A 21,565-nucleotide genomic window follows, 5' to 3' on the forward strand; every position below is an offset into this window, starting at 1 on the left:
CGGAATCGGACACCCGGCGTTACGCCGACCGCGCGACGCGGGTGGGGGCAGGCGACGCCGCGTCAGTAGCCGAAGGCGCGGGCCGTGTTGGCCCCGATGGCGGCCGCCAGCTCGTCCTCGGCGGCGCCCCGGGCGGCGGCCATGGCCCGCACGGTGACCGGTATCAGGTACGGGGCGTTGGGGCGGCCGCGGTGCGGTACGGGGGTGAGGAAGGGCGCGTCGGTCTCGACCAGCAGGAGCTCGGCCGGGGCGACGGCGACCGCGTCGCGCAGGTCCTGGGCGGACTTGTACGTGACGTTGCCGGCGAAGGACATGTAGTAGCCCTTGTCGGCGCAGACCTTGGCCATCTCCGCGTCACCGGAGTAGCAGTGGAAGACGACGGTGCCGGGCGCGCCCTCCTCGTCGAGGATGCGCAGCACGTCGGCGTGGGCCTCGCGGTCGTGGATGACCAGGGCCTTGCCGTGCCGTTTGGCGATGTCGATGTGGCGGCGGAAGGAGTACTGCTGGGCCTCGACTCCCTCGGGCCCGGTGCGGAAGTAGTCCAGCCCGGTCTCGCCGACGCCGCGCACCTGGGGCAGCGCGGCGAGGGCGTCGATCTCCGCGAGCGCGGCGTCCAGCGCGGGCAGGCCGCCCGCCTCGCGGGACCCCTGTCGCGACCAGTTGTCCGGATCCCCGTGGACGATCCTGGGGGCCTCGTTGGGATGGAGGGCGACGGCCGCCCAGACGGCCTCGTACGCCCCGGCGGTGCGCGCCGCCCAGTGGGAGCCGTCGACGTCGCAGCCCACCTGGACCACGGTCGTCACACCGACGGACGCCGCCTTCGCCAGCGCCTCCTCGACACTGCCCTCCTGCATGTCGAGGTGGGTGTGCGAGTCCGCCACCGGGACCGCGAGCGGTTCGGGGAGGGGAGGGGCGGCGGACGCGTCCTTGTTCCGGCGCCGGCTCTGGCTCTGGCTCTGGTTGTGCTCGGGCATGCCCCGATCCTAGGCGGGGGCGCGGCGGCTACCGGGCGTCCCTCCTGCGGTGCAGCAGGTTGCGGGGCGACCAGTGCCGCGCCCGGCGCTCGGCCTCCTCCACGGCCGGCGCGGCCGGCACCCGGCGCATGTCCGACGCCGCGGGCAGGGGGCCGGCGGTCGCGGTGGCCGACCAGGACCCGGCGACATCGGAGACCTGTCCTGCCCGCATGATGCGGACCTTGTGGCTCTCGCACTCCACGCACGTCGGCCGGGTCAGCGGGGACGGCACGCGCTTGCCGTCCGCCATGTACCAGACGACCTCGCGACCCTGTGCGTCGACGTGGTGCTCGATCTCGTACGCCTGCTCCCATCCGCGCCCGCAGCTGGTGCAGACGAAGGCGTACGCCTCACGAACCGTGCCATCGGTTCCGATGGTCTCGCTCATGGCAGCTCCTGATGCCCTCCGGACGAGGCGTCCGGAGCGGGACTTCCCTCTATCAGCGAACGCCCGGGAAGGCGCCGGCGACAGCGGCGGTGCCCTTTCTTGAGCCAGTTTTGGGGAGTGTGTGACGTGGGGCCGAGCAGGCGGCCCAGGTTTTTCCCTCTCCCACGATAGGACTTTGCACCGTGCCGTGTTTAGCCGGTCGCGGGCTGCTTCGCGGCGTGCTTCGCGGACACCACCGCGTCGAAGACCTCCCGCTTGGGCAGCCCCGCCTCCGTCGCCACGGCCGCGATCGCCTCCTTGCGGCGCTCCCCCGCCTCCTCGCGGACCCGGACCCGGCGCACCAGCTCGGCGGCGTCCAGTTCCTCCGGCCCGGTCTCCGGGGCGCCCTCGACGACGATCGTGATCTCCCCGCGCACCCCTTCGGCGGCCCAGGCCGCCAGCTCCTCCAGGGGACCGCGCCTGACCTCCTCGTAGGTCTTGGTCAGCTCGCGGCAGACGGCGGCCCGGCGCCCGGCGCCGAAGGCCTCGGCCATCGCCGCGAGGGTCTCGGCGAGGCGGTGCGGGGCCTCGAAGTACACCAGGGTGCGCCGCTCCCCGGCGGCCTCGCCCAGCCGGGCGCGCCGCTCGCCCGCCTTGCGGGGCGGGAAGCCCTCGAAGCAGAAGCGGTCCACGGGCAGGCCGCTGAGGGCGAGCGCGGTCAGCACGGCGGACGGGCCCGGGACGGCCGTCACCCGGATGTCGCGCTCCACGGCCGCGGCGACCAGCCGGTAGCCGGGGTCGGAGACCGAGGGCATGCCGGCGTCGGTGACGAGCAGCACCCGGGCGCCCTCCTCCAGGGCCGTGACCAGCTCCGGGGTGCGGGCCGACTCGTTGCCCTCGAAGTACGACACGACCCGGGCGGTGGTGGTCACCCCCAGGGACTGGGTGAGCCGGCGCAGCCGCCGGGTGTCCTCGGCGGCGATCACATCGGCCCCGGCCAGCTCCGCGGAGAGCCGGGGCGGGGCGTCGGCGACGTCGCCGATGGGGGTCCCTGCGAGTACGAGTACGCCTGCGGCCGGTCCTGCGGAGCTAGTCACCGCCCCAGTCTCCCACCCGCGGCGTATACCCCCGGTTGGCCCGGTCCTCAGCGCATACACATGCGGCTTCCCTACGATGGCCCGGTGACGAGTGACACCGCGACGCATGCGCACCGGGTCGAGGACGCACCGAAGGCCGCGGAGGAGCAGAGCCCCTGGCAGCGGCAGCTTCGCCGCTACGGCTACGCGGACCGCCCCCGCTCCGACCTGCGCGAGCGCCTGGTACCGCCGTTCCCCGAGCCGGGGACGCGGGCGTGGGCGGCGCTCGGCGTGGGGAAGGCGACGGCGTACCGGCTCGCCCGCTGGACGGGCTGGGGCGGCCCGCTGCTCGTGGCGCTCTTCGCGGGCCTGCTGCGGTTCTGGAACCTGGGCAGCCCGCACGCGGTGATATTCGACGAGACGTACTACGCGAAGGACGCCTGGTCGCTCCTGCAGTACGGCTACGAGGGCAGCTGGCCGGACAAGGCCAACGACCTGATCCTCGCGAACCCACCCTCCGTCCCGCTCTCCGACGCCCCCTCGTACGTGGTGCACCCGCCGGTCGGCAAGTGGGTGATCGCCTCCGGTGAGTGGATCTTCGGGCTGAACCCCTTCGGCTGGCGCTTCGCCATGGCGGTGCTCGGCACGCTGTCGGTGCTGATGCTCTGCCGGATCGGCCGCCGGCTCTTCCGCTCCACGGCGCTGGGCTGCCTGGCGGGCGGCCTGATGGCGGTGGACGGCCTGCACTTCGTGATGAGCCGCGTCGCCCTGCTCGACCTCGTCGTCATGTTCTTCGTGCTGGCCGCCTTCGGCTGCCTGCTGATCGACCGCGACCGCGCGCGGGCGCGGCTCGCCGCCGCCCTGCCCGGGGGCCGCCCGGACGACCACGTCGCCTCCTTCACCTGGCTGGGCGTGCGCCCGTGGCGGATCGCGGCCGGGATCTGCCTGGGCCTGGCCGCGGGCACCAAGTGGAACGGCCTGTACGTGCTGGCGTTCTTCGGCGTCCTCACCGTGCTGTGGGACGTCGGCGCCCGCCGGGTGGCGGGGGCCCGCTACCCCCGGCTCACCGCGTTCTGGCTGGACGGGCTGTGGGCGGCGTTCAGCATGGTCGGGGTCGCCGTCGTCACGTACCTGCTGTCCTGGCTCGGCTGGTTCACCACCGGCAAGGGCTACGACCGCGACTGGGCCAAGGGCGACGGCGGCTTCCTGTCGGACTCCTGGGCGGCGCTGCGCAGCCTGTGGCACTACGAGTCACAGGTCTACGACTTCCACGTCAACCTGCACTCCCCGCACACCTACCAGTCCAACCCCTGGAGCTGGCTGGTCCTGGGCCGGCCGGTGTCGTACTTCTACGAGTCCCCCAGGCTCGGCGAGGACGGCTGCACCGCGGCCGGCGGCTGCGCCCGCGAGGTGCTCGCCATCGGCACCCCGCTGCTGTGGTGGGCCGGGTGCTTCGCCCTGCTGTACGTCCTGTACCGCTGGATCTTCCGCCGCGACTGGCGCGCCGGCGCGATCGCCTGCGGCATCGCGGCCGGTTACCTGCCGTGGTTCCGCTACCAGGAGCGGACGATCTTCCTCTTCTACGCGGTCGTCTTCGTGCCGTTCCTCTGCCTCGCGGTCACGATGATGCTCGGCGCGATCCTCGGTCCCCCCGGCTCCAGCGAACGCCGCCGCATGTGGGGCGCGGTCGGCGCGGGGATCCTGGTCCTGCTGATCGTCTGGAACTTCATCTACTTCTTCCCGCTCTACACCGGGCAGACCATCCCCATGGACGCCTGGCGCGACCGCATGTGGCTCGACACCTGGATCTGACCGGCCCCCCCCGCGCGCCGGGGCCGCACCACGGGCGGCCCCGGCAGCGCACCGCGGGAGGCCCTCACCACGCTCCCTGCCGTGCCGGAGCGGCCGGTTCCGCCGGAAGGCCAGGGCCGGGCGACCGGTGGGCGTTCCGATGGCGTCGATGGTCGCGTGGTGGTGAGGCACTTCCTGGTGACGGCCGGTGATCCGGCGCGGCGGACCGACGCAGCCGAGCTGACCCCCCGGACGCGCCGGCGGGCGGCGTCCGGTCCCCACGTTCGACCGCATTCGCGCCGCCCTGCGGACCTGGGAGCCGGACGCCTGCGTCCCGGCGCCGGCCGAGGGGAAGCGCCGGTGGTGGCGGGGCCGCTGACCTGGCCGGCGACGGTTTGCAGGGGGACGAGCACGGACCTAGCGTGAACCCCGAGGGAAATATCACCTATGTCCGCCCCCGATCGCAGCGTGCCCGGTCAGGCGTCGGCGCTCCACAGCGTCGGCGCGGCTTTGGCGGTGGTCGACGCGGACGGCGTGCTCGTCCGCTGGACCGAGGTCGCGCAGCGGCTGCTGGGGTACCCGGCGGCGGACGTCCTCGGCAGACCGGCCTCGGTGCTGCTGGTCGCCCCGGGGGACGGGCCGGCGGGGTTCACCGACGAGTGGAGCGGACCGGCCGCGCTGCGGCACCGCAGCGGCGGGCGGCTGGACGTGGACCTGCGGGTGACCGGGCTGTCCGGCGCGTCCGGCGCGATGGACTGGCTGGTCGCGACGGCCGGGGTGCCCGCGTCCGTACTGGAGTCGGCCGCGGAGCTGTGCCCCTTCCCGATGGCGATCTGGGACAGCGACCTGCGCACCGCCTGGCTGAACGACGCCCTGGCCGAGCACTTCGGCCTCTCCCGCGAGGAGCGTCTGGGCCGGCACCTGGACGAGTCACCGCTCTACGCGAACACCGAACAGGTCGAGGGACTGCTGCGCGAGGTCCTGGAGAGCGGCGAACCGGTGATCGACCGGGAGCTGAGCCAGCTGGACCGGATGCGGCACCGGGCGTACGCGCTCTCCGCCTTCCGCATCGAGGACGTGCGAGGCGGCTTGCCGGGCGTCTGCTCGGTCAACGTGGACGTCACCGAGAGCCGGCGGGCCAGGGACCGCATGACCGTGCTCGGTCGCGCGGCGACCAGCATCGGGACCAACCTGGACGTCCTGCAGACCGCGCAGGACCTCGCCGATCTGCTGGTGCCGCTGCTCGCCGACTACGCGACGATCGACCTCGCGGAGTCGGTGCGCCTCGGCGACGCCCCGCTCACCCGGCTCGGCCCGCTGGAGGGCGGCAACGTCCCCGTCTTCCACCGGGCGGGGATCGCCTCCGTCCACGACGACTTCCGCGAGTCGCTCTACGCGCGCGGCAGCCCCGTATTCGTCCCCCCGCACTCGCCGTTCGTCAAGGTGCTGTGCTCCGGCCGGACGTACATGGAGGCGGAGCTGGACACCGAGCCCGGCACGTGGCTGGAGGAGGACCCGCAGCGGCTGCAGCAGGTCCTCGGGCTCGGGATGCACAGCCTGCTGATCCTGCCCGTCCACGCGCGGGACGAGATCCTCGGTGTCGCCGTGCTCGTCCGCAGCCAGAACCCCACGCCGTTCGACGAGAACGACCGGACGCTCGCGGAGGAACTGGTCAGCCGGGCCGCGCTCAGCCTGGACAACGCCCGCCGCTACACGCGCGAGCACACCATGGCCCTGACGCTGCAGCGCAGCCTCCTCCCGCGCAACCCGAGCGCCGGGTTCTCCCTGGAGACGATCTGGCGCTACCTCCCGGCGGACACGCAGGACGGGGTGGGCGGCGACTGGTTCGACGTGATCCGGCTGTCCGGCGCCCGGGTGGCCCTGGTCGTCGGGGACGTCGTGGGGCACGGCCTCAACGCCGCCGCGGCCATGGGGCGGATCCGCACGGCGGTGAGCACCCTCGCCGGTCTGGAGCTGCCGCCCGACCGGCTGCTGTCCGCGCTGGACGACCTCGTCGTCCGGCTGGGCATCGAGGACTTCGACGAGGAGTCGCCCGCCGCCGGCATCCTCGGTGCCACCTGCCTGTACTCGGTCTACGATCCCATCGACGAGCGGCTGACCATCGCCCGGGCCGGGCATCCGCCGCCGGTGATCATCACCCCCGACGGCACGGCGGCCTTCCCGGAGATCCCCTCCGGGGCGCCCCTCGGCGTGGGGCTGCGGTCCTTCCCCTCGGTCGACCTGGAGCTGCCCGCGGGGAGCGTGATCGCCCTGTACACCGACGGGCTCGTCGAGACCCGGGACGGTGACATCGACGACGGGCTGGAGCGCCTGCGGACCGCGCTCAGCCGGCCGCCGGGCGCCTCGCTGAAGGACCTGTGCGCCGCGGTGGTCGACCTGCTGCCCGAGCGCGGGCAGGACGACGACGTCGCACTGCTGCTCGCCAGGACCTGCCGGCTGAGCGCCGACCGGGTGTTCATCGTCGAGGTCCCCGCCGAGCCGGCCGCGGTCGGGCGTGTACGGGCCGAGGCGGTCCGGCAGTTGTCCGCCTGGGGGCTGGACCGGGTGCGGGCGACCGCCGAGCAGATCGTCGGGGAGCTGCTGGCCAACGCCGTCCGGCACGGGACGGGACCCGTGCGGCTGCGGCTGGTCCGGCACATGACGCTGGCCTGCGAGGTGTTCGACGCCAGTCCGGGCCCCCCGCTGCCGCGCCACCCCGGCGCCACCGACGAGGGCGGCCGGGGCCTGGTGATCGTCGCGGAGCTGAGCACGCGGTGGGGTTTCCGCAGGACCCGGGAGGGCAAGATCGTCTGGGCGGAGCTGACCCTCACGGACGAGGAGCGGCTCCCGCCCGGGCCGGGGCGGTGACCCGCCGCGAGGCGGTCCCGGCCGGCGACTTTCCCGGGCGATGGCGAGCATGTGCCGAAGCTGTGACCGGGTGGACCGCCCCCGGCCCCCTCCGTCCCGTAGAGTGCGCTTGCGTCGCCTGTTTTTTGAACACGTTCAGGGGGATCACGGGGAGGGTTCGGTGCCATGCGCCGAGGAGTGAAGCTGGGGATCGCCGCCACGCTGACCGCGGGACTCGTGGGGACCGCGGGGTACGGGGCGTACAACATCTACAACGGACTGAGCGGGGGCGGCGGTTTCTCCGCGAAGGCCACCCCGGTCGAGACCGGTCCGCCGACCGCGGCGGAGGTGAAGGAGACCGCCGCGGACTTCCTGGCCGCGTGGGCCAAGGGGGACACCACCGCGGCCGGGGCGCTCACCAACGACGCGGCGACGGCCTCCGAGGACCTGGCCGCCTACCGGCGGCAGGCGCGTGTCACCCGTGTGCGGCTGACGCCCGGCCCGGCCCAGGGAACCGTGGTGCCGTTCAAGGTCGTGGCCTCGCTCTCCTACAAAGGCAAATCCTCCACCTGGACGTACTCCTCGGCCCTCACGGTCTTCCGCGGCGAGACCACCCACCGCCCCCTGGTCGACTGGGAACCGTCGGTGCTGCACCCGAAACTGACGGAGGGTCAGTCCCTGGAGACCGGTGAGGCCGCCTCGCCGCCGGTGGTCGTCGTCGACCGCAACGGCAAGGAGCTCGACGCCGACGCCTACCCGTCCCTGGCCTCCGTCCTGCCCCAACTGCGCGAGCGCTACGGCGCGAAGCTCTCCGGCGGCAAACCGGGCATCGAGACCTGGGTGAACGGCGCCGACGGCGCGGGACAGACGCTGCACGTGATCACGAAGGGCACGGCCGCCAAGCTCCCCACCACCTTGGACGCGCGCCTCCAGAAGGCCGCGGAGCAGGGGGTCAAGGGCACAGGCCAGTCGTCGGTCGCGGCGGTCAAGGCGAGCACGGGCGAGATACTCGCCTTCGCCAACAACCCGGCGAGCGACAACAACAACGCCTTCAACGCGCAGGTCGCCCCCGGCTCCACCTTCAAGGTCGTCACCGCCACCGCCCTGCTGGAGAAGGGCGTGTCGCCGGGGACCCCGGCGCCGTGCCCGGCGACCGCGAACCACGACAACGGCAAGATGTTCCACAACGTGGAGAGCTCCTCCGACCCGTCGGCCACCTTCCAGCGGGACTTCGCCATCTCCTGCAACACCGGCTTCATCAAGCTCGCCGGCCGGCTCGACGAGTCCTCGGTCCCCTCGGTCGCCCAGCGCTACTACGGCTTCGGCCAGACCTGGAACGTCGGCGTCCCGGCCTGGGACGGCCGGGTCCCCGGCGGCCCGGGCGACGAGATGACGGAGGAGATGATCGGCCAGGGCCAGATACAGATGAGCCCGCTCAACATGGCCTCCGTCGCCGCGACCGTGCAGAACGGCGCGTTCCGCCAGCCGCGGCTGGTGGCCGCGGACCTGATCGAGGGGTCCCTGGCCAAGGCGGGCAGCGGCCTCCCGTCCGGCGTGCGGACCGACCTCAAGTCGATGATGCGGTTGACCGCGTCGAGCGGTACCGCCGCCGGGGCGATGCGCGGGGTCTACGGGGACGTCGGCGCCAAGACCGGCTCCGCGGAGGTCGGCGGCCAGGACCAGCCCAACGGGTGGTTCGTCGCCTACCGGGGTGACGTCGCGGCCGCCGGGATGGTCCTGGAGGGCGGGCACGGCGGCGACTCCGCCGGGCCGATCGTGGCCTCGGTGCTCAAGGCCTCCTCGTGACCCGCCGGCAAATGGCTTGGCACCCCGGCCCCGCCGGGGGCTAGCGTGCTGCTCATGTCGACTTCAGCCGCAGCTCATCCCCGGTTCGCCGAGGCGCTCACCGCGCTGGGACTCCAGGTGCCGGTCCGCGCCTTCCCGGACGCGGCCCGCACCGCGGCGCAGGCCGCCGCGGCGATCGGCTGCGAACTCCGACAGATCGTCAAGTCCCTGATCTTCGCGGCTGACGGGGTCCCGGTGCTGGTGCTGATGGACGGCGCGTCCCGGGTCGACGTGGAGCGGGTCCGCGCGGAACTCGGCGCGGCGGAGGTACGGCGGGCCGACGCGGACCTGGTGCGCGCGGTCACGGGGTACGCCATCGGCGGCGTACCCCCCTTCGGGCACCGCACGCGGACCACCGTCCTCGCCGACCGGGGGCTGCTGGCGCACGGAACCGTGTGGGCGGCCGCCGGCACCCCGCACACGGTCTTCCCCATGGCGCCCGCCGAACTGGTCGGGCACGCCGGGGCGACCCTCGCCGACGTCCGCGAACGCACCGCGTGACGCCGCTGATAGCGGCGGGCGTCCTGCTCGCGGCGGTCACCCACGCGGCCTGGAACGCCATCGCCCACGGCATCCGCGACCAGCTCGTCGCGTTCACCCTGGTCGGAGGCGGCGGAGCGATCTGCGGCGCGGCGATCGCCGGGTTCGCGCCGCTCCCCGCGGCGGACGCCTGGCCCTACCTGGCCGCGTCGGTGGGGATCCACATGGCGTACATGTACCTGCTGATGAAGTCCTTCACGCTGGGCGACTTCGGGCAGGTCTACCCCATCGCGCGCGGTGTCGCCCCGATGGTGGTGACGCTGCTGGCGGCGGTGTTCGTGGGCGAGGTGCCGGACGCCCTGCAGACCGCGGGCGTCGTGGTCGCTTCCGCCGGGCTCGGCGGGGCCGCCCTGTGGGGCATGCGCGGCCGCCGCAAGGACTGGCCGGCGGTCGGCGCGGCCGTCGGCACCGGCCTGACCATCGCGGTGTACACCGTGGTCGACGGCGTCGGGGTCCGCGCCTCCGGCACCGCCCTGGGGTACGTCGCCTGGCTCCTGCTCATCCAGGGCGTCCTGCTCGTGTGCTGCGCCCTCGCGGTGCGCCGCGCCGCGCTCCTGGCGCAACTGCGCCCGGTCGCCGCCCGCGGGCTCCTCGGCGGGGCGCTGTCCGTGTCCGCGTACGGCCTCGTCCTGTGGGCCCAGACGCGGGGCGACCTCGCCCCGATCGCGGCCCTGCGGGAGACCTCCATCATCGCGGGGGCGGTCATCGGGGCGGTCTTCTTCAAGGAGCGGCTGGGGCGCCCGCGGGTGGTCGCGGCGCTTGTGGTGGTGGCGGGCATCGGGCTGATGCTCCACGCGTGACGGGGACTTTCGTCCCCGGCGCCGTCGTGGTCGCGGTCGCGGTTCCTCCCCCGCCGCGGGCGCAACGACCCGCACACGACAACGGCGCCGCACAGACAGACCCCGGGCGTCAGTCCAGCGCCGCGCGGAACGCGGATCCGTCGACGAGGATGCCCCCGTCGACGGGGAGGGTGAGGCCCGTGATCCAGGAGGCGTCCCGGCCGGCGAGGAACGCGACGGCCGCCGCGATGTCGTCGGGCTCGCCGACCCGCCCGAGGGGATACACCCCGGCGAGGCGGTCGAGCGCGTCGTCGCGCCCCGCCCACGCGGGCGTGCGCACCGTGCCGGGGGCGACGAGGTTGACCCGGACGCCGCGCGGGGCGGCGTGCACGGCGAGCGTGCGGGTCAGCGAGGCGAGGCCCGCCTTGGCGGCGCTGTAGGCGTGGTTGCCGAAGTTCATGTGCCCGTTGACGGAACCGATGCTGACGATCGCCCCGCGCCCGCCCGCCCGCGCCAGCAACGGCAGCGCCGCGCGGGCGCACCGCATGGCACCGGTGAGGGTGACCTCGAGGTCCTCGTACCACTCCGCGTCGGGGACGTCCTCGAACCGCGGCGGGTCCACGTGGCAGGCGTAGGCGTTGTTGACGAGGACGTCGAGCCGCCCGAAGCGCTCGGCGGCGTACGCGATCGCGGCGTCCACCGCGGCCTGGTCGACGACGTCGCACCGCACCGCCGCGGCCCGGCCGCCGGTCTCCTCGCCGAGGGCCCGCGCCGTCGCGGCGGCGCGTTCCGCGTCCAGGTCCGCGAGGACGACGTCCGCGCCCTCGGACATCAGGCGCCGGGCGGTCGCCGCGCCGATCCCCTGGGCACCTCCGGTGACGAGGGCGACGTGCCCCTCGAACCTGCGCATGGCGTCATCCCCCGCCTGCGAGCGATCTACGAGGCGCTGCCCTCTCGCCTCCCTACTCGCGCGTAGCGTAACGTGCCTGCACACCCAAGGGGAGCGGAAAGGCACACCATGGCGCTGGACGCGGACGTCATCGTCGTCGGAGCGGGGCTGGCCGGTCTGGTCGCGACGGCCGAACTGGCCGACGCGGGCCGCAAGGTCCTCCTGCTCGACCAGGAGCCGGAGAGCAACCTGGGCGGCCAGGCGTTCTGGTCCTTCGGCGGGCTGTTCCTCGTCGACTCCCCCGAGCAGCGCCGGATGCGGATCAAGGACAGCCGCGAACTCGCGTTGCAGGACTGGATGGGCACCGCGGGCTTCGACCGCGCCGAGGACCACTGGCCGCGCAAGTGGGCCGAGGCGTACGTGGACTTCGCCGCCGGCGAGAAGCGGTCCTGGCTGCACGGGCAGGGGATACGGTTCTTCCCGGTGGTCGGCTGGGCGGAGCGCGGGGGCTACCTCGCCACCGGGCACGGCAACTCGGTGCCCCGTTTCCACATCACATGGGGCACGGGCCCGGGCGTGGTGGCGCCGTTCGAGCGCCGGGTGCGCGAGGCGGTCGCCGGGGGCCTGGTGGAGCTGCGATTCCGGCACCGCGTGACGGCGCTGACGACGACGGGCGACGCCGTGGACGGCGTCGCGGGCGAGGTCCTGGTGGACAGCGACGCCGAACGCGGCCGGGCGAGTTCACGGGAGATCCGCGCGGAGTTCCAGCTCAGGGCGCAGGCGGTGATCGTCACCTCGGGCGGCATCGGCGGCAACCACGACCTGGTGCGCGAGGCCTGGCCGGAGCGGCTGGGCACGCCGCCGCGCAAGCTGCTGTCGGGCGTTCCGGCGCACGTGGACGGGCTGATGCTGGGGATCGCCGAGGCGGCCGGGGCGCGCCTGATCAACGGCGACCGGATGTGGCACTACACCGAGGGCATCGAGAACTGGGACCCGATCTGGGCCCGGCACGGCATCCGCATCCTGCCGGGCCCGTCCTCCCTGTGGCTGGACGCGACCGGCAAGCGCCTGCCGGTGCCGCTCTTCCCGGGCTTCGACACGCTGGGGACGCTGGAGCACATCATGCGCTCCGGGTACGAGTACACGTGGTTCGTCCTCACCCAGAAGATCATCGAGAAGGAGTTCGCCCTGTCGGGCTCCGAGCAGAACCCGGATCTGACCGGCAAGAGCGTGCGCGACGTGCTCAAGCGCGCACTGCCGGGGGCGCCCGGCCCGGTCGAGGCGTTCAAGCGGCACGGCGTCGACTTCGTCGTGGAGGACGATGTGGCGGCGCTGGTGCGCGGCATGAACGCGCTCACCAAGGACGGCCTGATCGACGAGTCCGCGCTGCGCCGCGAGATCGAGGCCCGCGACCGCGAGATCACCAACACCTTCACCAAGGACCTGCAGGTCACCGCGATCCGCGGGGCCCGCAACTACATCGGCGACAAGCTGATCCGCACCGCCGCCCCGCACCGGCTGCTGGACCCCAAGGCGGGCCCGCTGATCGCCGTGCGGCTGAACATCCTGACCCGCAAGTCGCTCGGCGGGCTGGAGACCGACCTGGACGCGCGGGTGCTGCGCGCCGACGGCGAGCCGCTGCCCGGGCTGTACTCGGCGGGTGAGGCGGCCGGGTTCGGTGGCGGCGGGGTGCACGGCTACCGCTCGCTGGAGGGGACATTCCTCGGCGGCTGCGTCTTCTCCGGCCGTACCGCGGGCCGCGCGGCGGCGAAGGCGACCGCCTGACCGCTTCCCGCGGCGCCCGCCCTCTCCCGCCGCCGTCCCGTGCCGACCCCGGTCCTGACCTGTGGCGGGCGCGAGGCACCATGGGGGGAGCAACAACGGCGGCGCATGGTGGGAGCACGGGCTGTGGTGGACGTCCACGGGGCGGTGGCGGAAGGCTTCGAGCCGGTCCGAGAGGCATTCGTCCGGAACTTCGAGGAGCGGGGCGAGCGCGGCGCGGCCGTGGCCCTGTACCGCGACGGCCGCAAGGTCGTGGACCTGTGGGCGGGCTCCGCCGACGGGGACGGGGACGGCGGGGCGCCCTGGGCACAGGACACCGCGCAGGTGGTGCGCTCGGCGACCAAGGGCGTGGCCGCGGCGTGCCTGCTCCTGCTGCACCAGCGGGGTCAGCTGGACCTGGACGCGCCCGTCGGCACGTACTGGCCCGAGTTCAAGGCCGCGGGCAAGGAGCGCGTCACGGTCCGCGACGCGCTGGCGCACCGGGCCGGTGTGCCGGCGCTGGACGCCCCGCTGCACCCGGCGCAGGCACAGGACGGCAACAGCGGGCCGCGGGCGCTCGCGGCGCAGGCCCCGTTCTGGGCGCCGGGAAGCGACCACGGCTACCACGCGCAGACGTACAGCTGGCTGATCGGCGAGCTGGTGCGGCGCGCGAGCGGCGGCCGCTCCATAGGCCGCTACGTGGCGGAGGAGATCGCCCGCCCGCTCGGCCTCGACCTGTGGATCGGGCTGCCGGCCGCCGAGGAGCGCCGCGTCGGGCGGATCGCCGCCGTCGAGACACCGCCGTCGCCGGCCGCGGCCGGGCTGCGGACGCGGCCCAAGCGGAACGTGACCGAGGCGTACGAGGACCCGGCGTCGCTGACCCGGCGGGCGTTCGGCGCGATCGACCCGCCGCCGGAAGAGAACGACCCCGGGTACCACGCGGCGCAGCTGCCGGCCTCCGGCGGCATCGCCACGGCCCGCTCGCTGGCCCGCTTCTACGCCGCGCTGATCGGGGAGGTCGAGGGGCCCGGCGCCCGGCTCTTCGCCCCGGCGACGCTCACCTCGGCGCGCACCCCGGAGTCCGAGGGCCCGGACCGCGTGCTGGTGGTGAACACCCGCTTCGGCCTGGGCTTCATGCTGCACGGCCCGGCCGCCCCGCTGCTGTCCCCCGGCTCCTTCGGCCACCCGGGCCGCGGCGGGTCGCTGGGCTTCGCGGACCCCGGCGAGGGCGTCGCCTTCGGCTACGTCACCAACGGCATGCAGCAGAACGTCACCGCCGATCCCCGCGCCCAGGCGCTGGTCCGTGCGCTACGGGAGTGCCTGCGCTGACGCGCGCCGGAAAAGTTGCCCGGGCTCCGGGACCCGCGAACGATGGATGAGTGAGCGACGCCGCATACCTCCGGTTTCCGCATGTTCACGGCGAGCGGCTCTGTTTCGTCGCCGAGGACGACATCTGGGTCGCGCCCCTGGGCGAGGGGCGCGCGTGGCGGGTGACGGCCGACCGGACCCGGGTCGGGCATCCGCGCTTCTCCCCCGACGGCTCGGTGATCGCCTTCAACAGCTGGCGCTCCCTCGACCCCGAGGTGTATCTCGCGCCGGTCGAGGGCGGCCCGGCCCGGCGGCTGACCTACTGGGGCAGCACGGACACGCGCGTGCGTTCCTGGACGCCGGACGGCCGGATCCTGGCGGTCTCGTCGCACGGCGAACCGTTCTCGCACTACACCTGGGCCTACGCCGTCCCCGCCGAGGGCGGCCCGGGCAGCCGGCTGCCCTGGGGCCCGGTGTCGGACATCTCCGTGGACGACAGTGCGCAGGGCGAGCACCGGACGCTGCTGCTGACGGCGACCGCGCCGCACGAACCGGCCTCGTGGAAGCGGTACCGGGGCGGGGCGACCGGGCGGCTGTGGCTGCAGTGCCGACGGCTGGTGCCGGAGGTCGACGGCCATCTGGAGTCGCCGATGTTCGTCGCGGGGCGCATCGCCTTCCTCTCCGACCACGAGGGCATCGGCAACCTGTACTCCTGCCTGCCGGACGGCACGGACCTGCGACGGCACACCGACCACGCCGACTTCTACGCCCGCAGCGCCGCGACCGACGGCACGCGCGTGGTCTACCAGTGCGCGGGCGAGGTGTGGCTGGTCGACGACCTCGGCCCGGGGTCGGTGCCGCGCCGCGTCGCGGTCGACCTCGGCGGCCCGCGGGCCGGCCGACGGCCCTACCAGGTCCCGGCCTCGGCGTACCTGGACGGGCTGGCCGTGGACCGTACCGGGCGCGCCAGCGCGGTGTGCGTGCGCGGCAGCCTGTACTGGCTCACCCACCGCGACGGGCCCGCGCGCACCATCGCCGACGAGCCCGGGGCGCGGGTCCGGCTGCCGGTCATGCTGGGCGACACCGGGCGGATCGCGTTCGTCACCGACGCCGAGGGCGAGGACGCCATCGAGATCGCCGTGCTGCCGGGCCGCCCCGCGGCACTGGCCGCCGCCGACATCGCCGACGCCGACGACGCCGTCGCCCAGGCGCTGCGGGCCACGGAGGCGGCCGAGGAGGCCGGGGAAGAGGATGTGGCGCAGGACACGGCGGCCGCCGAGGGGCAGACCGTGCCACGTCCCCCGTGCCGCAGCGGCGGCACACGGCTGGCGTGCGGGCTGCTCGGCCGCGTCCACGAACTGGTGCCCTCCCCCGACGGCCAGATCCTGGCGGTCGCCTCCCACGACGGGCGGCTGCTCATGGTCGACGCGGAGTCGGGCGTGGTGGCCGAGCTCGTCCGCTCCTCCAACGGCCCCGTCCGCGACCTGTCCTTCTCCCCCGACTCCGACTGGATCGCCTGGTCCCACCCGGTGATCGGCCGTTCGCTGCGCAAGATCCGGATCGCCCGGCTCAGCCCGGACCCGGAGACCGGCAAACACACCCTGCTCGACGTCACCAACGGCCGGTTCGAGGACGAGCAGCCGGTCTTCACCCGCGACGGCCGCTACCTGGCCTTCCTGTCCTGGCGCGGCTTCGACCCGGTGTACGACGTGCACACCGGCGACCTGTCCTTCCCGCTGGGCTGCCGCCCGCATCTCGTACCGCTGCACTCGGCGACGCCCTCGCCCTTCGCGCTGCCCGTGGAGGGCCGGCCGCCGGGGGGCGGGCTGGACCCGACCGGTTTCGCCGAGGGGCCACTGGCGGTGGAGGCCGCCGGGCTGCCGATGCGGGTGACGCCCTTCCCCGTGCCCGCGTCCAAGTACAGCTCGCTGGAGGCGGTGAGGGGCGGACTGACCTGGCTGCGCTGGCCGATCTCCGGCGCGCTCGGCGAGACCTTCGTCAACCCGACCGACCCCTCCGCCCGCCCCACGCTGGAGTACTTCGGGCTGGCCAAGTCCAAGCGCGTCGAGCTGGTGCGGCACATGGACTGGTACCGGGTCAGCGGCGACGGCACGCAGCTGGTGGTCTTCGACGAGGGCGACCTGACGGTGGTCCCGGCGTACGAGCCGGGCGACCTGGACTCCACCGTCTACATCGACATGCGGCGGGTCCTGCACGAGGCGAACCCGCCCACCGAGTGGCGGCAGGCGTTCGACGAGGCCGGGCGGATCATCCGCGACTACTTCTGGGCGCCGGACATGTGCGGCATCGACTGGCAGGCGATCCTCGACCAGTACCGCCCGCTGGTCGAACGGGTCGCCACTCCGGACGAGTTCGCCGACCTGGAGCGCGAGGTCCTCGGCGAACTGGGCACCTCGCACGCGTACGTCGCGTCCGCCCGCCGCAGCGAGGGGCCGCCGCACTACCAGCGGCCGATCGGGCTGCTCGGCGCCAACTTCGTCCACACCAAGGACGGCCGCTGGGCGGTCGCGCGCATCCTGCCCGGCGAGTCCTCGGACTCCAAGGCCCGTTCGCCGCTGGCCGGCACCGGCATCCTGGAGGGTGCCGTACTCACCCACGTCGACGGCCGCGCCGTCGACCCGGACGCCGGGCCCGGCCCGTTGCTGTCGGCCGCGGGCGGCACCACGGTGGAGCTGACCTTCACCCCGCCCGACGGCGGGCATGCGCGCCGGGTCGCGGTGGTGCCGCTGGTGGACGAGCGACCGCTGCGCTATCAGGACTGGGTGGCCAAACGCCGCGCGGTGGTGCGGGCGTTGAGCGAGGGGAAGTGCGGTTATCTGCACATCCCCGACCTGGGGGGCTCGGGCTGGGCGCAGTTCAACCGCGACCTGCGCATCGAGATCGTCCACCCGGCCCTCATCGTCGACGTGCGCGGCAACGCGGGCGGCAACATCAGCGACCTGGTGGTGGAGAGCCTGACCCGCAAGATCCTCGGCTGGGACCACACCCGCCACGCGCAGCCGGTGAGTTACGCCGGCAACGCCCCGCGCGGCCCGATCGTGGCGCTGGCGGACGAGGCGACGGCCTCCGACGGGGACATGATCACCGCCACGTTCCGGCTGCTGGGCATCGGCCCGGTGGTGGGCCACCGCACCTGGGGCGGCGTGGTCGGCATGACCGGCCGGCACCGCCTGGGCGACGGCACGGTGATCACGGTGCCGATGAACGCCGCCTGGTTCGAGGCCTACGGCTGGTCGGTGGAGAACTACGGCGTGGAACCGGACATCCCGGTCATCCGTACCCCGCTGGACTGGGCGGAGGGCCGTCGCACCGACCTGGAGATCGCCGTGCAGACGGCGCTGGACCTGCTGGAGAAGCACCCGGCCTCCACACCGCCCGATCTGTCCGACCGCCCGGACCGGCGCCGGCCCCCGCTTCCTCCGCGTTCCTGAGCCTCCCCTCCCCGCCCGGGGACGGCGGAAGGCCTCACCGAGGAGGACGGAAGGGGCACGCCCAGTACGGGCGCACCCCTCCACGTTCACGTTTGGACCACGCGGGTCAGGTCCGCTCGTGCCGCTCGTACCGCTCGTCCATCTCCTCCGGCGAGCGCTGGCGGTCGCCCTTGGGCGTCGACTGCGGGGACTGCTTGGACGGCTGACCCTGGCCGGGCTCGCGGTGCTGCTGCTTGCCCTGCTGACGCATCGGCTCGCCGGCCATGCCCTGGGCGCGCTCGCGGGTCTGGCCGATGCGCTCCTGGGTCTGGGGCTGAGCCTGCGGGCGGTGCTGCTGCCCGGCCTTGTTTCGCGTGGGGTCGTTCTTGCCCATGATCACTCCTTCGTGATGTGTGGAATGGGCCTCGACCAGGCTGACACGGCCGGACACAGTACGCATTTCGGACGAACGCGGTCCGTGAACGGCGCTGGTCAGATGGGCCTTTCCGAGCGGGCGCGCTCGTCGGCGGCACCGCCGCGGCCGACGAGTCCGCGCCGGATGCCCCCCGCGGCGGCGATCCTCGGCTCCAGGCGGCGCATTTCTCGCTGCCCCAGGGCGCCCCCGATCAGTCCGGGCAAGTACCCGCGCACGGACTGCATTCCACGCAGCCACCACTGGGCGTAGACGTGCGGCGAGCGGCGGGCGATCCCGTCGGCGATGCGCTCCACGGCCGGCGCCGGCGGGTAGGTGCGACTGGCCGGCCAGGGCAGCCGGGAACGGGCCTCGCGCATCACGTCGTCCTCGTCGGCGCCGCGCACCATGTCGGTGTCGGTCCAGCTCAGGTACCCCACGCCGACCTTGACGCCCTTGAAGCCGACTTCGGCGCGCAGGCAGTGCGCGAAGGCCTCCACCCCCGCCTTGCTCGCGCAGTACGCGGTCATCAGCGGCGCCGGGGCGATCGCGGCGAGGGAGGCGATCTGCAGCAGGTAGCCGCGTGAGGCGACGAGCGCCGGGAGGAACGCGCGGGCGGTGACCACGCTGCCCAGCAGGTTGACCTGGATGACCCGTTCGAAGTCGGCGGGGTCCACGTCCAGGAACGGACCGCCGGTCGCCACACCGGCGTTCGCGACCACGACGTCGACACGGCCGTAGCGCTCCACGACCTCCTCGGCCACGCGGGTCATCGCCTCCCGGTCGGTGACATCAGCCGTCCAGCACTCGGTCTCGGGGCCGATCTCCCCGGCGACGCCCTTGAGTTCCTCCGGCTCCAGCCCCACCAGCGCCAGCCGGGCGCCACGGGCGGCGAGTTCGCGGGCCAGCAGCGCCCCCACCCCGCGGGCGGCGCCGGTCACCACCGCGACCTGCCCGTTCAGCGACCTGCTCATGCCGTCTCCTCCTTGACCTGGGCCTGGGGCCGCAGATGGTCCTCGACGAGGGTGCGTACGACGCCCGCCACCGCGGCCGGCGCCTCCAGCGGCGTCATGTGGCCGAGGCCCGGCAGTTCGGTGAGCCCGGCGAACCGGGAGAGCCGGGCGGCCATGCCGTGGGCGTGCACCGGCGGGGTGAGCTTGTCGGCGCTGCCCACCAGCACGGCGGTGGGCACACGCAGTGCGGACACGCCCGCGTCCAGGTCGAGCCCGGCCAGCACCCGGCCCCACGCGGCGCGTTGCCGGCGCCCACAGGCGTGCACGATGCGGGCGGTGGCGGCCACCAGCTCCTTGCTGGACGCCGCGCCCAGGATCCCGTACTTGAGCGCGGCCCGGGTCAGCGCGGACTGCGGGCCGAGCGGCGCCGAACTGACCAGCAGGAAGCGGTGGAAGGCGTCGCGCACCCGCTTGCTGCGCACCCGCGGCGGCAGCACCGCCGCCTCGGCGAGCAGCCGTCCGCTGCCGGTGCTGGCCAGCAGCACCGCGGCCGTACGGGACTGCACGGCGACGCGGTCGCCGGCCGCCATCGCGGTCATCCCGCCCATGGAGTGGCCGACCAGCACCACCTTCTCGTCGCCCTGGACGGCGGCCTCCAGGACCGCGGAGAGGTCGTCGGCGAGTGCGCCGGTGCCGTAGCCGCCGCGGCGCGGGGTGCCGCTGCCGCCGTGGCCGCGCTGGTCGTAGGCCACGACCCGGTACTCCCCGGCGAGTTCGTGGATGAGCGGGGCCCAGAAGAGGGTGCTGCAGGTCCAGCCGTGGATCAGCACCACGGTGGGCGCCGTGCCGGCCTCGGGGCCGTACTCCTCCACGTGGATCGAGGTGCCGTCCGCGGAGCGCACGGTGTGCGTGCGCCGGGCGGCCGGGAGGTCGAAGACGGACGCGGTCACGAGGCCACCTCCACGCGCTCCGGGCGCTCCTCGGGGGCGCCGGCGGGCACGATCTCGTACTCCCGGAGTTCCATCCGGCGGGTGGCGCGCCGGAACTCCGCGGTGGTCCCGGGCCAGACGGTGGTGTTGCGGCCCTGGTCGTCCAGGTACCAGCTGACGCAGCCCCCGGTGTTCCACACCGTGCGCGTCATCCGGCGCTGCACTTCCTCGTTCCAGGACCGCACGGCCTCCGGGCGGGCGTCGAGGGCGGCGGCCCCGGTGGTGTCCAGGGCGCGCAGGTACGCGGCGAGGTAGTTCAGCGAGGACTCGATCATCAGGATCATCGAGCTGTTCCCGAGGCCGGTGTTGGGCCCGATGACGAACAGCAGGTTGGGGAAGCCGTCGACCGCGCAGCCGCGCAGCGCGGCCATGCCGCCCTTCCAGTGCTCGGCCAGCGAGTGTCCGTCGGCGCCGAACACCCGCTCCCCGATGGGCATGTCGGTGACGTGGAAGCCGGTGCCGAAGACGATGGCGTCGACCTCGCGCTCGGTGCCGTCGGCCATGACGAGGGTCGAGCCGCGCACCTGCTTCAGCGCGGAGGCGACGACCTCGGTGTTGGGCCGCGTGAGCGCCGGATAGTAGTCGTTGGACAGCAGGATGCGCTTGCAGCCGATCCGGTAGTCGGGGGTCAGCCTGGCGCGCAGCGCCGGGTCCTTGACGGACTTGCGCATGTGCGAGGCGGCGATGGCCTGCACGCCGCGCAACATCCCCGGGCGCTTGGTGAACGCGCCGACCTGGAACTCGCGGATCAGCCAGAGCAGCCCGCGCCGCGCCTTGGCGGTGGCCGGCACCTTGCCGTGCAGCCACTGCTCGGCCCGGCTGATCCCGCGGTCCATGCGCGGCATCACCCACGGGGGCGTCCTCTGCACCACGGTCAGGCGCCCGGCCTCGGGCTGGATCGCGGGCACGATCTGGATCGCGGACGCCCCGGTGCCGATCACGGCGACCCGCTTGCCCTTGAGGTCGAAGTCGTGGTCCCACCGCGAGGAGTGGAAGACCCGTCCCGGGAAGGCGTCCAGGCCCGGGACGTCCGGCAGCTTGGGGTCGGACAGCGGCCCGGTGGCCGATACCACGACGTCGGCGGTGAGTGCACCGCGCGAGGTGGCGATGCGCCAGTGCCGGGCGGCGGCGTCCCAGCGGGCCTCGGTCACCTCGGTGTCGAGACGCAGGTGCGGGCGGAGGCCGAAGGTGTCCGCGACGCTTTCCAGATAGGCCCTGATGTGCGGCTGGCCGGAGAAGGTGCGCGGCCACTGCGGGTTGGGCGCGAAGGAGAACGAGTACAGGTGCGAGGGCACGTCGCAGGCGCACCCCGGGTAACTGTTGTCCCGCCACGTCCCGCCGACGGAGTCCCGGCGCTCCAGGACGACGAAGTCGGTGATCCCCTCCCGTCGCAGCCGCACGGCGGCGCCGAGTCCCCCGAACCCCGATCCGATCACCGCAACCCGCACGTGTTCGCTGTGTCCGGCCATACCGCCGCCTCTCGGTGCCGCCCCTTTGAAGAATTGCGCCAGTGTTCACTGGCACGGTTTGGAGCGTAGACCAGAAGGCGTTACCAGCGGTAGAG

The 21,565-nt window shown here is 73.9% G+C and carries 16 protein-coding genes; 8 read left to right on the plus strand and 8 right to left on the minus strand.

What is annotated here, in order from left to right:
- Positions 1-62: 62 nt before the first annotated feature.
- The 3 genes from AC3EUJ_RS29080 to rsmI form a co-directional block, all read right to left on the minus strand.
- Positions 63-974 (minus strand): TatD family hydrolase, encoded by a 912-nt coding sequence (locus AC3EUJ_RS29080; RefSeq protein ID WP_431966495.1) that lies wholly within the window; start codon positions 972-974, stop codon positions 63-65.
- Positions 975-1,002: 28 nt separating this feature from the next.
- Positions 1,003-1,401, minus strand: coding sequence for a hypothetical protein (locus AC3EUJ_RS29085; RefSeq protein WP_431966497.1), 399 nt, complete (start codon positions 1,399-1,401; stop codon positions 1,003-1,005).
- A gap of 191 nt (positions 1,402-1,592) precedes the next feature.
- Positions 1,593-2,477: a 16S rRNA (cytidine(1402)-2'-O)-methyltransferase gene (gene rsmI / locus AC3EUJ_RS29090; RefSeq protein WP_431966499.1), complete on the minus strand. Its 885-nt coding sequence runs from the start codon at positions 2,475-2,477 to the stop codon at positions 1,593-1,595.
- A 60-nt stretch (positions 2,478-2,537) separates the two neighbouring features.
- Between rsmI and AC3EUJ_RS29095 the strand changes: the two genes are divergently transcribed.
- The 5 genes from AC3EUJ_RS29095 (at position 2,538) to AC3EUJ_RS29115 (ending at position 10,279) form a co-directional block, all read left to right on the plus strand.
- Positions 2,538-4,268, plus strand: a complete 1,731-nt coding sequence (locus AC3EUJ_RS29095) for a dolichyl-phosphate-mannose--protein mannosyltransferase (protein ID WP_431966501.1) — start codon at positions 2,538-2,540, stop codon at positions 4,266-4,268.
- A 426-nt stretch (positions 4,269-4,694) separates the two neighbouring features.
- Positions 4,695-7,115, plus strand: a complete 2,421-nt coding sequence (locus tag AC3EUJ_RS29100) for a SpoIIE family protein phosphatase (RefSeq protein ID WP_431966503.1) — start codon at positions 4,695-4,697, stop codon at positions 7,113-7,115.
- A 165-nt stretch (positions 7,116-7,280) separates the two neighbouring features.
- Positions 7,281-8,900 carry a penicillin-binding transpeptidase domain-containing protein gene (locus tag AC3EUJ_RS29105; protein WP_431966505.1) on the plus strand — a complete coding sequence of 540 codons (1,620 nt, stop codon included), beginning with the start codon at positions 7,281-7,283 and terminating at the stop codon, positions 8,898-8,900.
- A gap of 54 nt (positions 8,901-8,954) precedes the next feature.
- Entirely contained in the window at positions 8,955-9,440 is a 486-nt protein-coding gene (locus AC3EUJ_RS29110) for a YbaK/EbsC family protein (RefSeq protein ID WP_431966507.1), read from the plus strand.
- Positions 9,437-10,279: an EamA family transporter gene (locus AC3EUJ_RS29115; RefSeq protein ID WP_431966509.1), complete on the plus strand. Its 843-nt coding sequence runs from the start codon at positions 9,437-9,439 to the stop codon at positions 10,277-10,279. The genes AC3EUJ_RS29110 and AC3EUJ_RS29115 overlap by 4 nt, the downstream gene beginning before the upstream one ends.
- Before the next feature lie 109 nt (positions 10,280-10,388).
- Here AC3EUJ_RS29115 and AC3EUJ_RS29120 read toward each other — a convergent pair whose 3' ends face one another.
- Positions 10,389-11,168 carry an SDR family NAD(P)-dependent oxidoreductase gene (locus tag AC3EUJ_RS29120; protein WP_431966511.1) on the minus strand — a complete coding sequence of 260 codons (780 nt, stop codon included), beginning with the start codon at positions 11,166-11,168 and terminating at the stop codon, positions 10,389-10,391.
- 108 nt (positions 11,169-11,276) lie between these two features.
- Here AC3EUJ_RS29120 and AC3EUJ_RS29125 point away from each other — a divergent pair, with 108 nt between their 5' ends.
- From AC3EUJ_RS29125 to AC3EUJ_RS29135, 3 genes are all read left to right on the plus strand, one after another.
- A complete protein-coding gene (locus tag AC3EUJ_RS29125) occupies positions 11,277-12,932 on the plus strand; it encodes an FAD-binding dehydrogenase (RefSeq protein ID WP_431966513.1) in 1,656 nt (551 codons plus the stop codon).
- 105 nt (positions 12,933-13,037) lie between these two features.
- The gene (locus AC3EUJ_RS29130) at positions 13,038-14,237 is read left to right on the plus strand and encodes a serine hydrolase domain-containing protein (RefSeq protein WP_431966515.1); all 1,200 of its coding nucleotides are present in this window, start codon (positions 13,038-13,040) and stop codon (positions 14,235-14,237) included.
- A gap of 50 nt (positions 14,238-14,287) precedes the next feature.
- A complete protein-coding gene (locus tag AC3EUJ_RS29135; RefSeq protein ID WP_431966517.1) occupies positions 14,288-17,668 on the plus strand; it encodes a S41 family peptidase in 3,381 nt (1,126 codons plus the stop codon).
- A 106-nt stretch (positions 17,669-17,774) separates the two neighbouring features.
- On the opposite strand, the gene AC3EUJ_RS29140 is transcribed toward AC3EUJ_RS29135, so the two are convergent.
- The 4 genes from AC3EUJ_RS29140 to AC3EUJ_RS29155 form a co-directional block, all read right to left on the minus strand.
- Positions 17,775-18,041, minus strand: a complete 267-nt coding sequence (locus AC3EUJ_RS29140; protein ID WP_431966519.1) for a hypothetical protein — start codon at positions 18,039-18,041, stop codon at positions 17,775-17,777.
- Positions 18,042-18,139: 98 nt separating this feature from the next.
- Positions 18,140-19,033 carry an SDR family oxidoreductase gene (locus AC3EUJ_RS29145; protein ID WP_431966521.1) on the minus strand — a complete coding sequence of 298 codons (894 nt, stop codon included), beginning with the start codon at positions 19,031-19,033 and terminating at the stop codon, positions 18,140-18,142.
- Positions 19,030-19,962, minus strand: a complete 933-nt coding sequence (locus AC3EUJ_RS29150; RefSeq protein ID WP_431966523.1) for an alpha/beta fold hydrolase — start codon at positions 19,960-19,962, stop codon at positions 19,030-19,032. Before AC3EUJ_RS29150 ends, AC3EUJ_RS29145 begins: the two co-directional genes overlap by 4 nt.
- The gene (locus AC3EUJ_RS29155) at positions 19,959-21,470 is read right to left on the minus strand and encodes a flavin-containing monooxygenase (protein ID WP_431966525.1); all 1,512 of its coding nucleotides are present in this window, start codon (positions 21,468-21,470) and stop codon (positions 19,959-19,961) included. Before AC3EUJ_RS29155 ends, AC3EUJ_RS29150 begins: the two co-directional genes overlap by 4 nt.
- Positions 21,471-21,565 lie beyond the last annotated feature (95 nt).

It is taken from the genome of Actinacidiphila sp. bgisy160 (genome assembly GCF_057707815.1).

Bases quoted from the DNA above. Each gene is read 5' to 3' on its own strand.
- AC3EUJ_RS29080 (WP_431966495.1), bottom strand. From the start codon at position 974: ATGCCCGAGCACAACCAGAGCCAGAGCCAGAGCCGGCGCCGGAACAAG.
- AC3EUJ_RS29085 (WP_431966497.1), bottom strand. From the start codon at position 1,401: ATGAGCGAGACCATCGGAACCGATGGCACGGTTCGTGAGGCGTACGCC.
- AC3EUJ_RS29095 (WP_431966501.1), top strand. From the start codon at position 2,538: ATGCGGCTTCCCTACGATGGCCCGGTGACGAGTGACACCGCGACGCAT.
- AC3EUJ_RS29100 (WP_431966503.1), top strand. From the start codon at position 4,695: ATGTCCGCCCCCGATCGCAGCGTGCCCGGTCAGGCGTCGGCGCTCCAC.
- AC3EUJ_RS29105 (WP_431966505.1), top strand. From the start codon at position 7,281: ATGCGCCGAGGAGTGAAGCTGGGGATCGCCGCCACGCTGACCGCGGGA.
- AC3EUJ_RS29110 (WP_431966507.1), top strand. From the start codon at position 8,955: ATGTCGACTTCAGCCGCAGCTCATCCCCGGTTCGCCGAGGCGCTCACC.
- AC3EUJ_RS29120 (WP_431966511.1), bottom strand. From the start codon at position 11,168: ATGCGCAGGTTCGAGGGGCACGTCGCCCTCGTCACCGGAGGTGCCCAG.
- AC3EUJ_RS29125 (WP_431966513.1), top strand. From the start codon at position 11,277: ATGGCGCTGGACGCGGACGTCATCGTCGTCGGAGCGGGGCTGGCCGGT.
- AC3EUJ_RS29130 (WP_431966515.1), top strand. From the start codon at position 13,038: ATGGTGGGAGCACGGGCTGTGGTGGACGTCCACGGGGCGGTGGCGGAA.
- AC3EUJ_RS29140 (WP_431966519.1), bottom strand. From the start codon at position 18,041: ATGGGCAAGAACGACCCCACGCGAAACAAGGCCGGGCAGCAGCACCGC.
- AC3EUJ_RS29145 (WP_431966521.1), bottom strand. From the start codon at position 19,033: ATGAGCAGGTCGCTGAACGGGCAGGTCGCGGTGGTGACCGGCGCCGCC.
- AC3EUJ_RS29155 (WP_431966525.1), bottom strand. From the start codon at position 21,470: ATGGCCGGACACAGCGAACACGTGCGGGTTGCGGTGATCGGATCGGGG.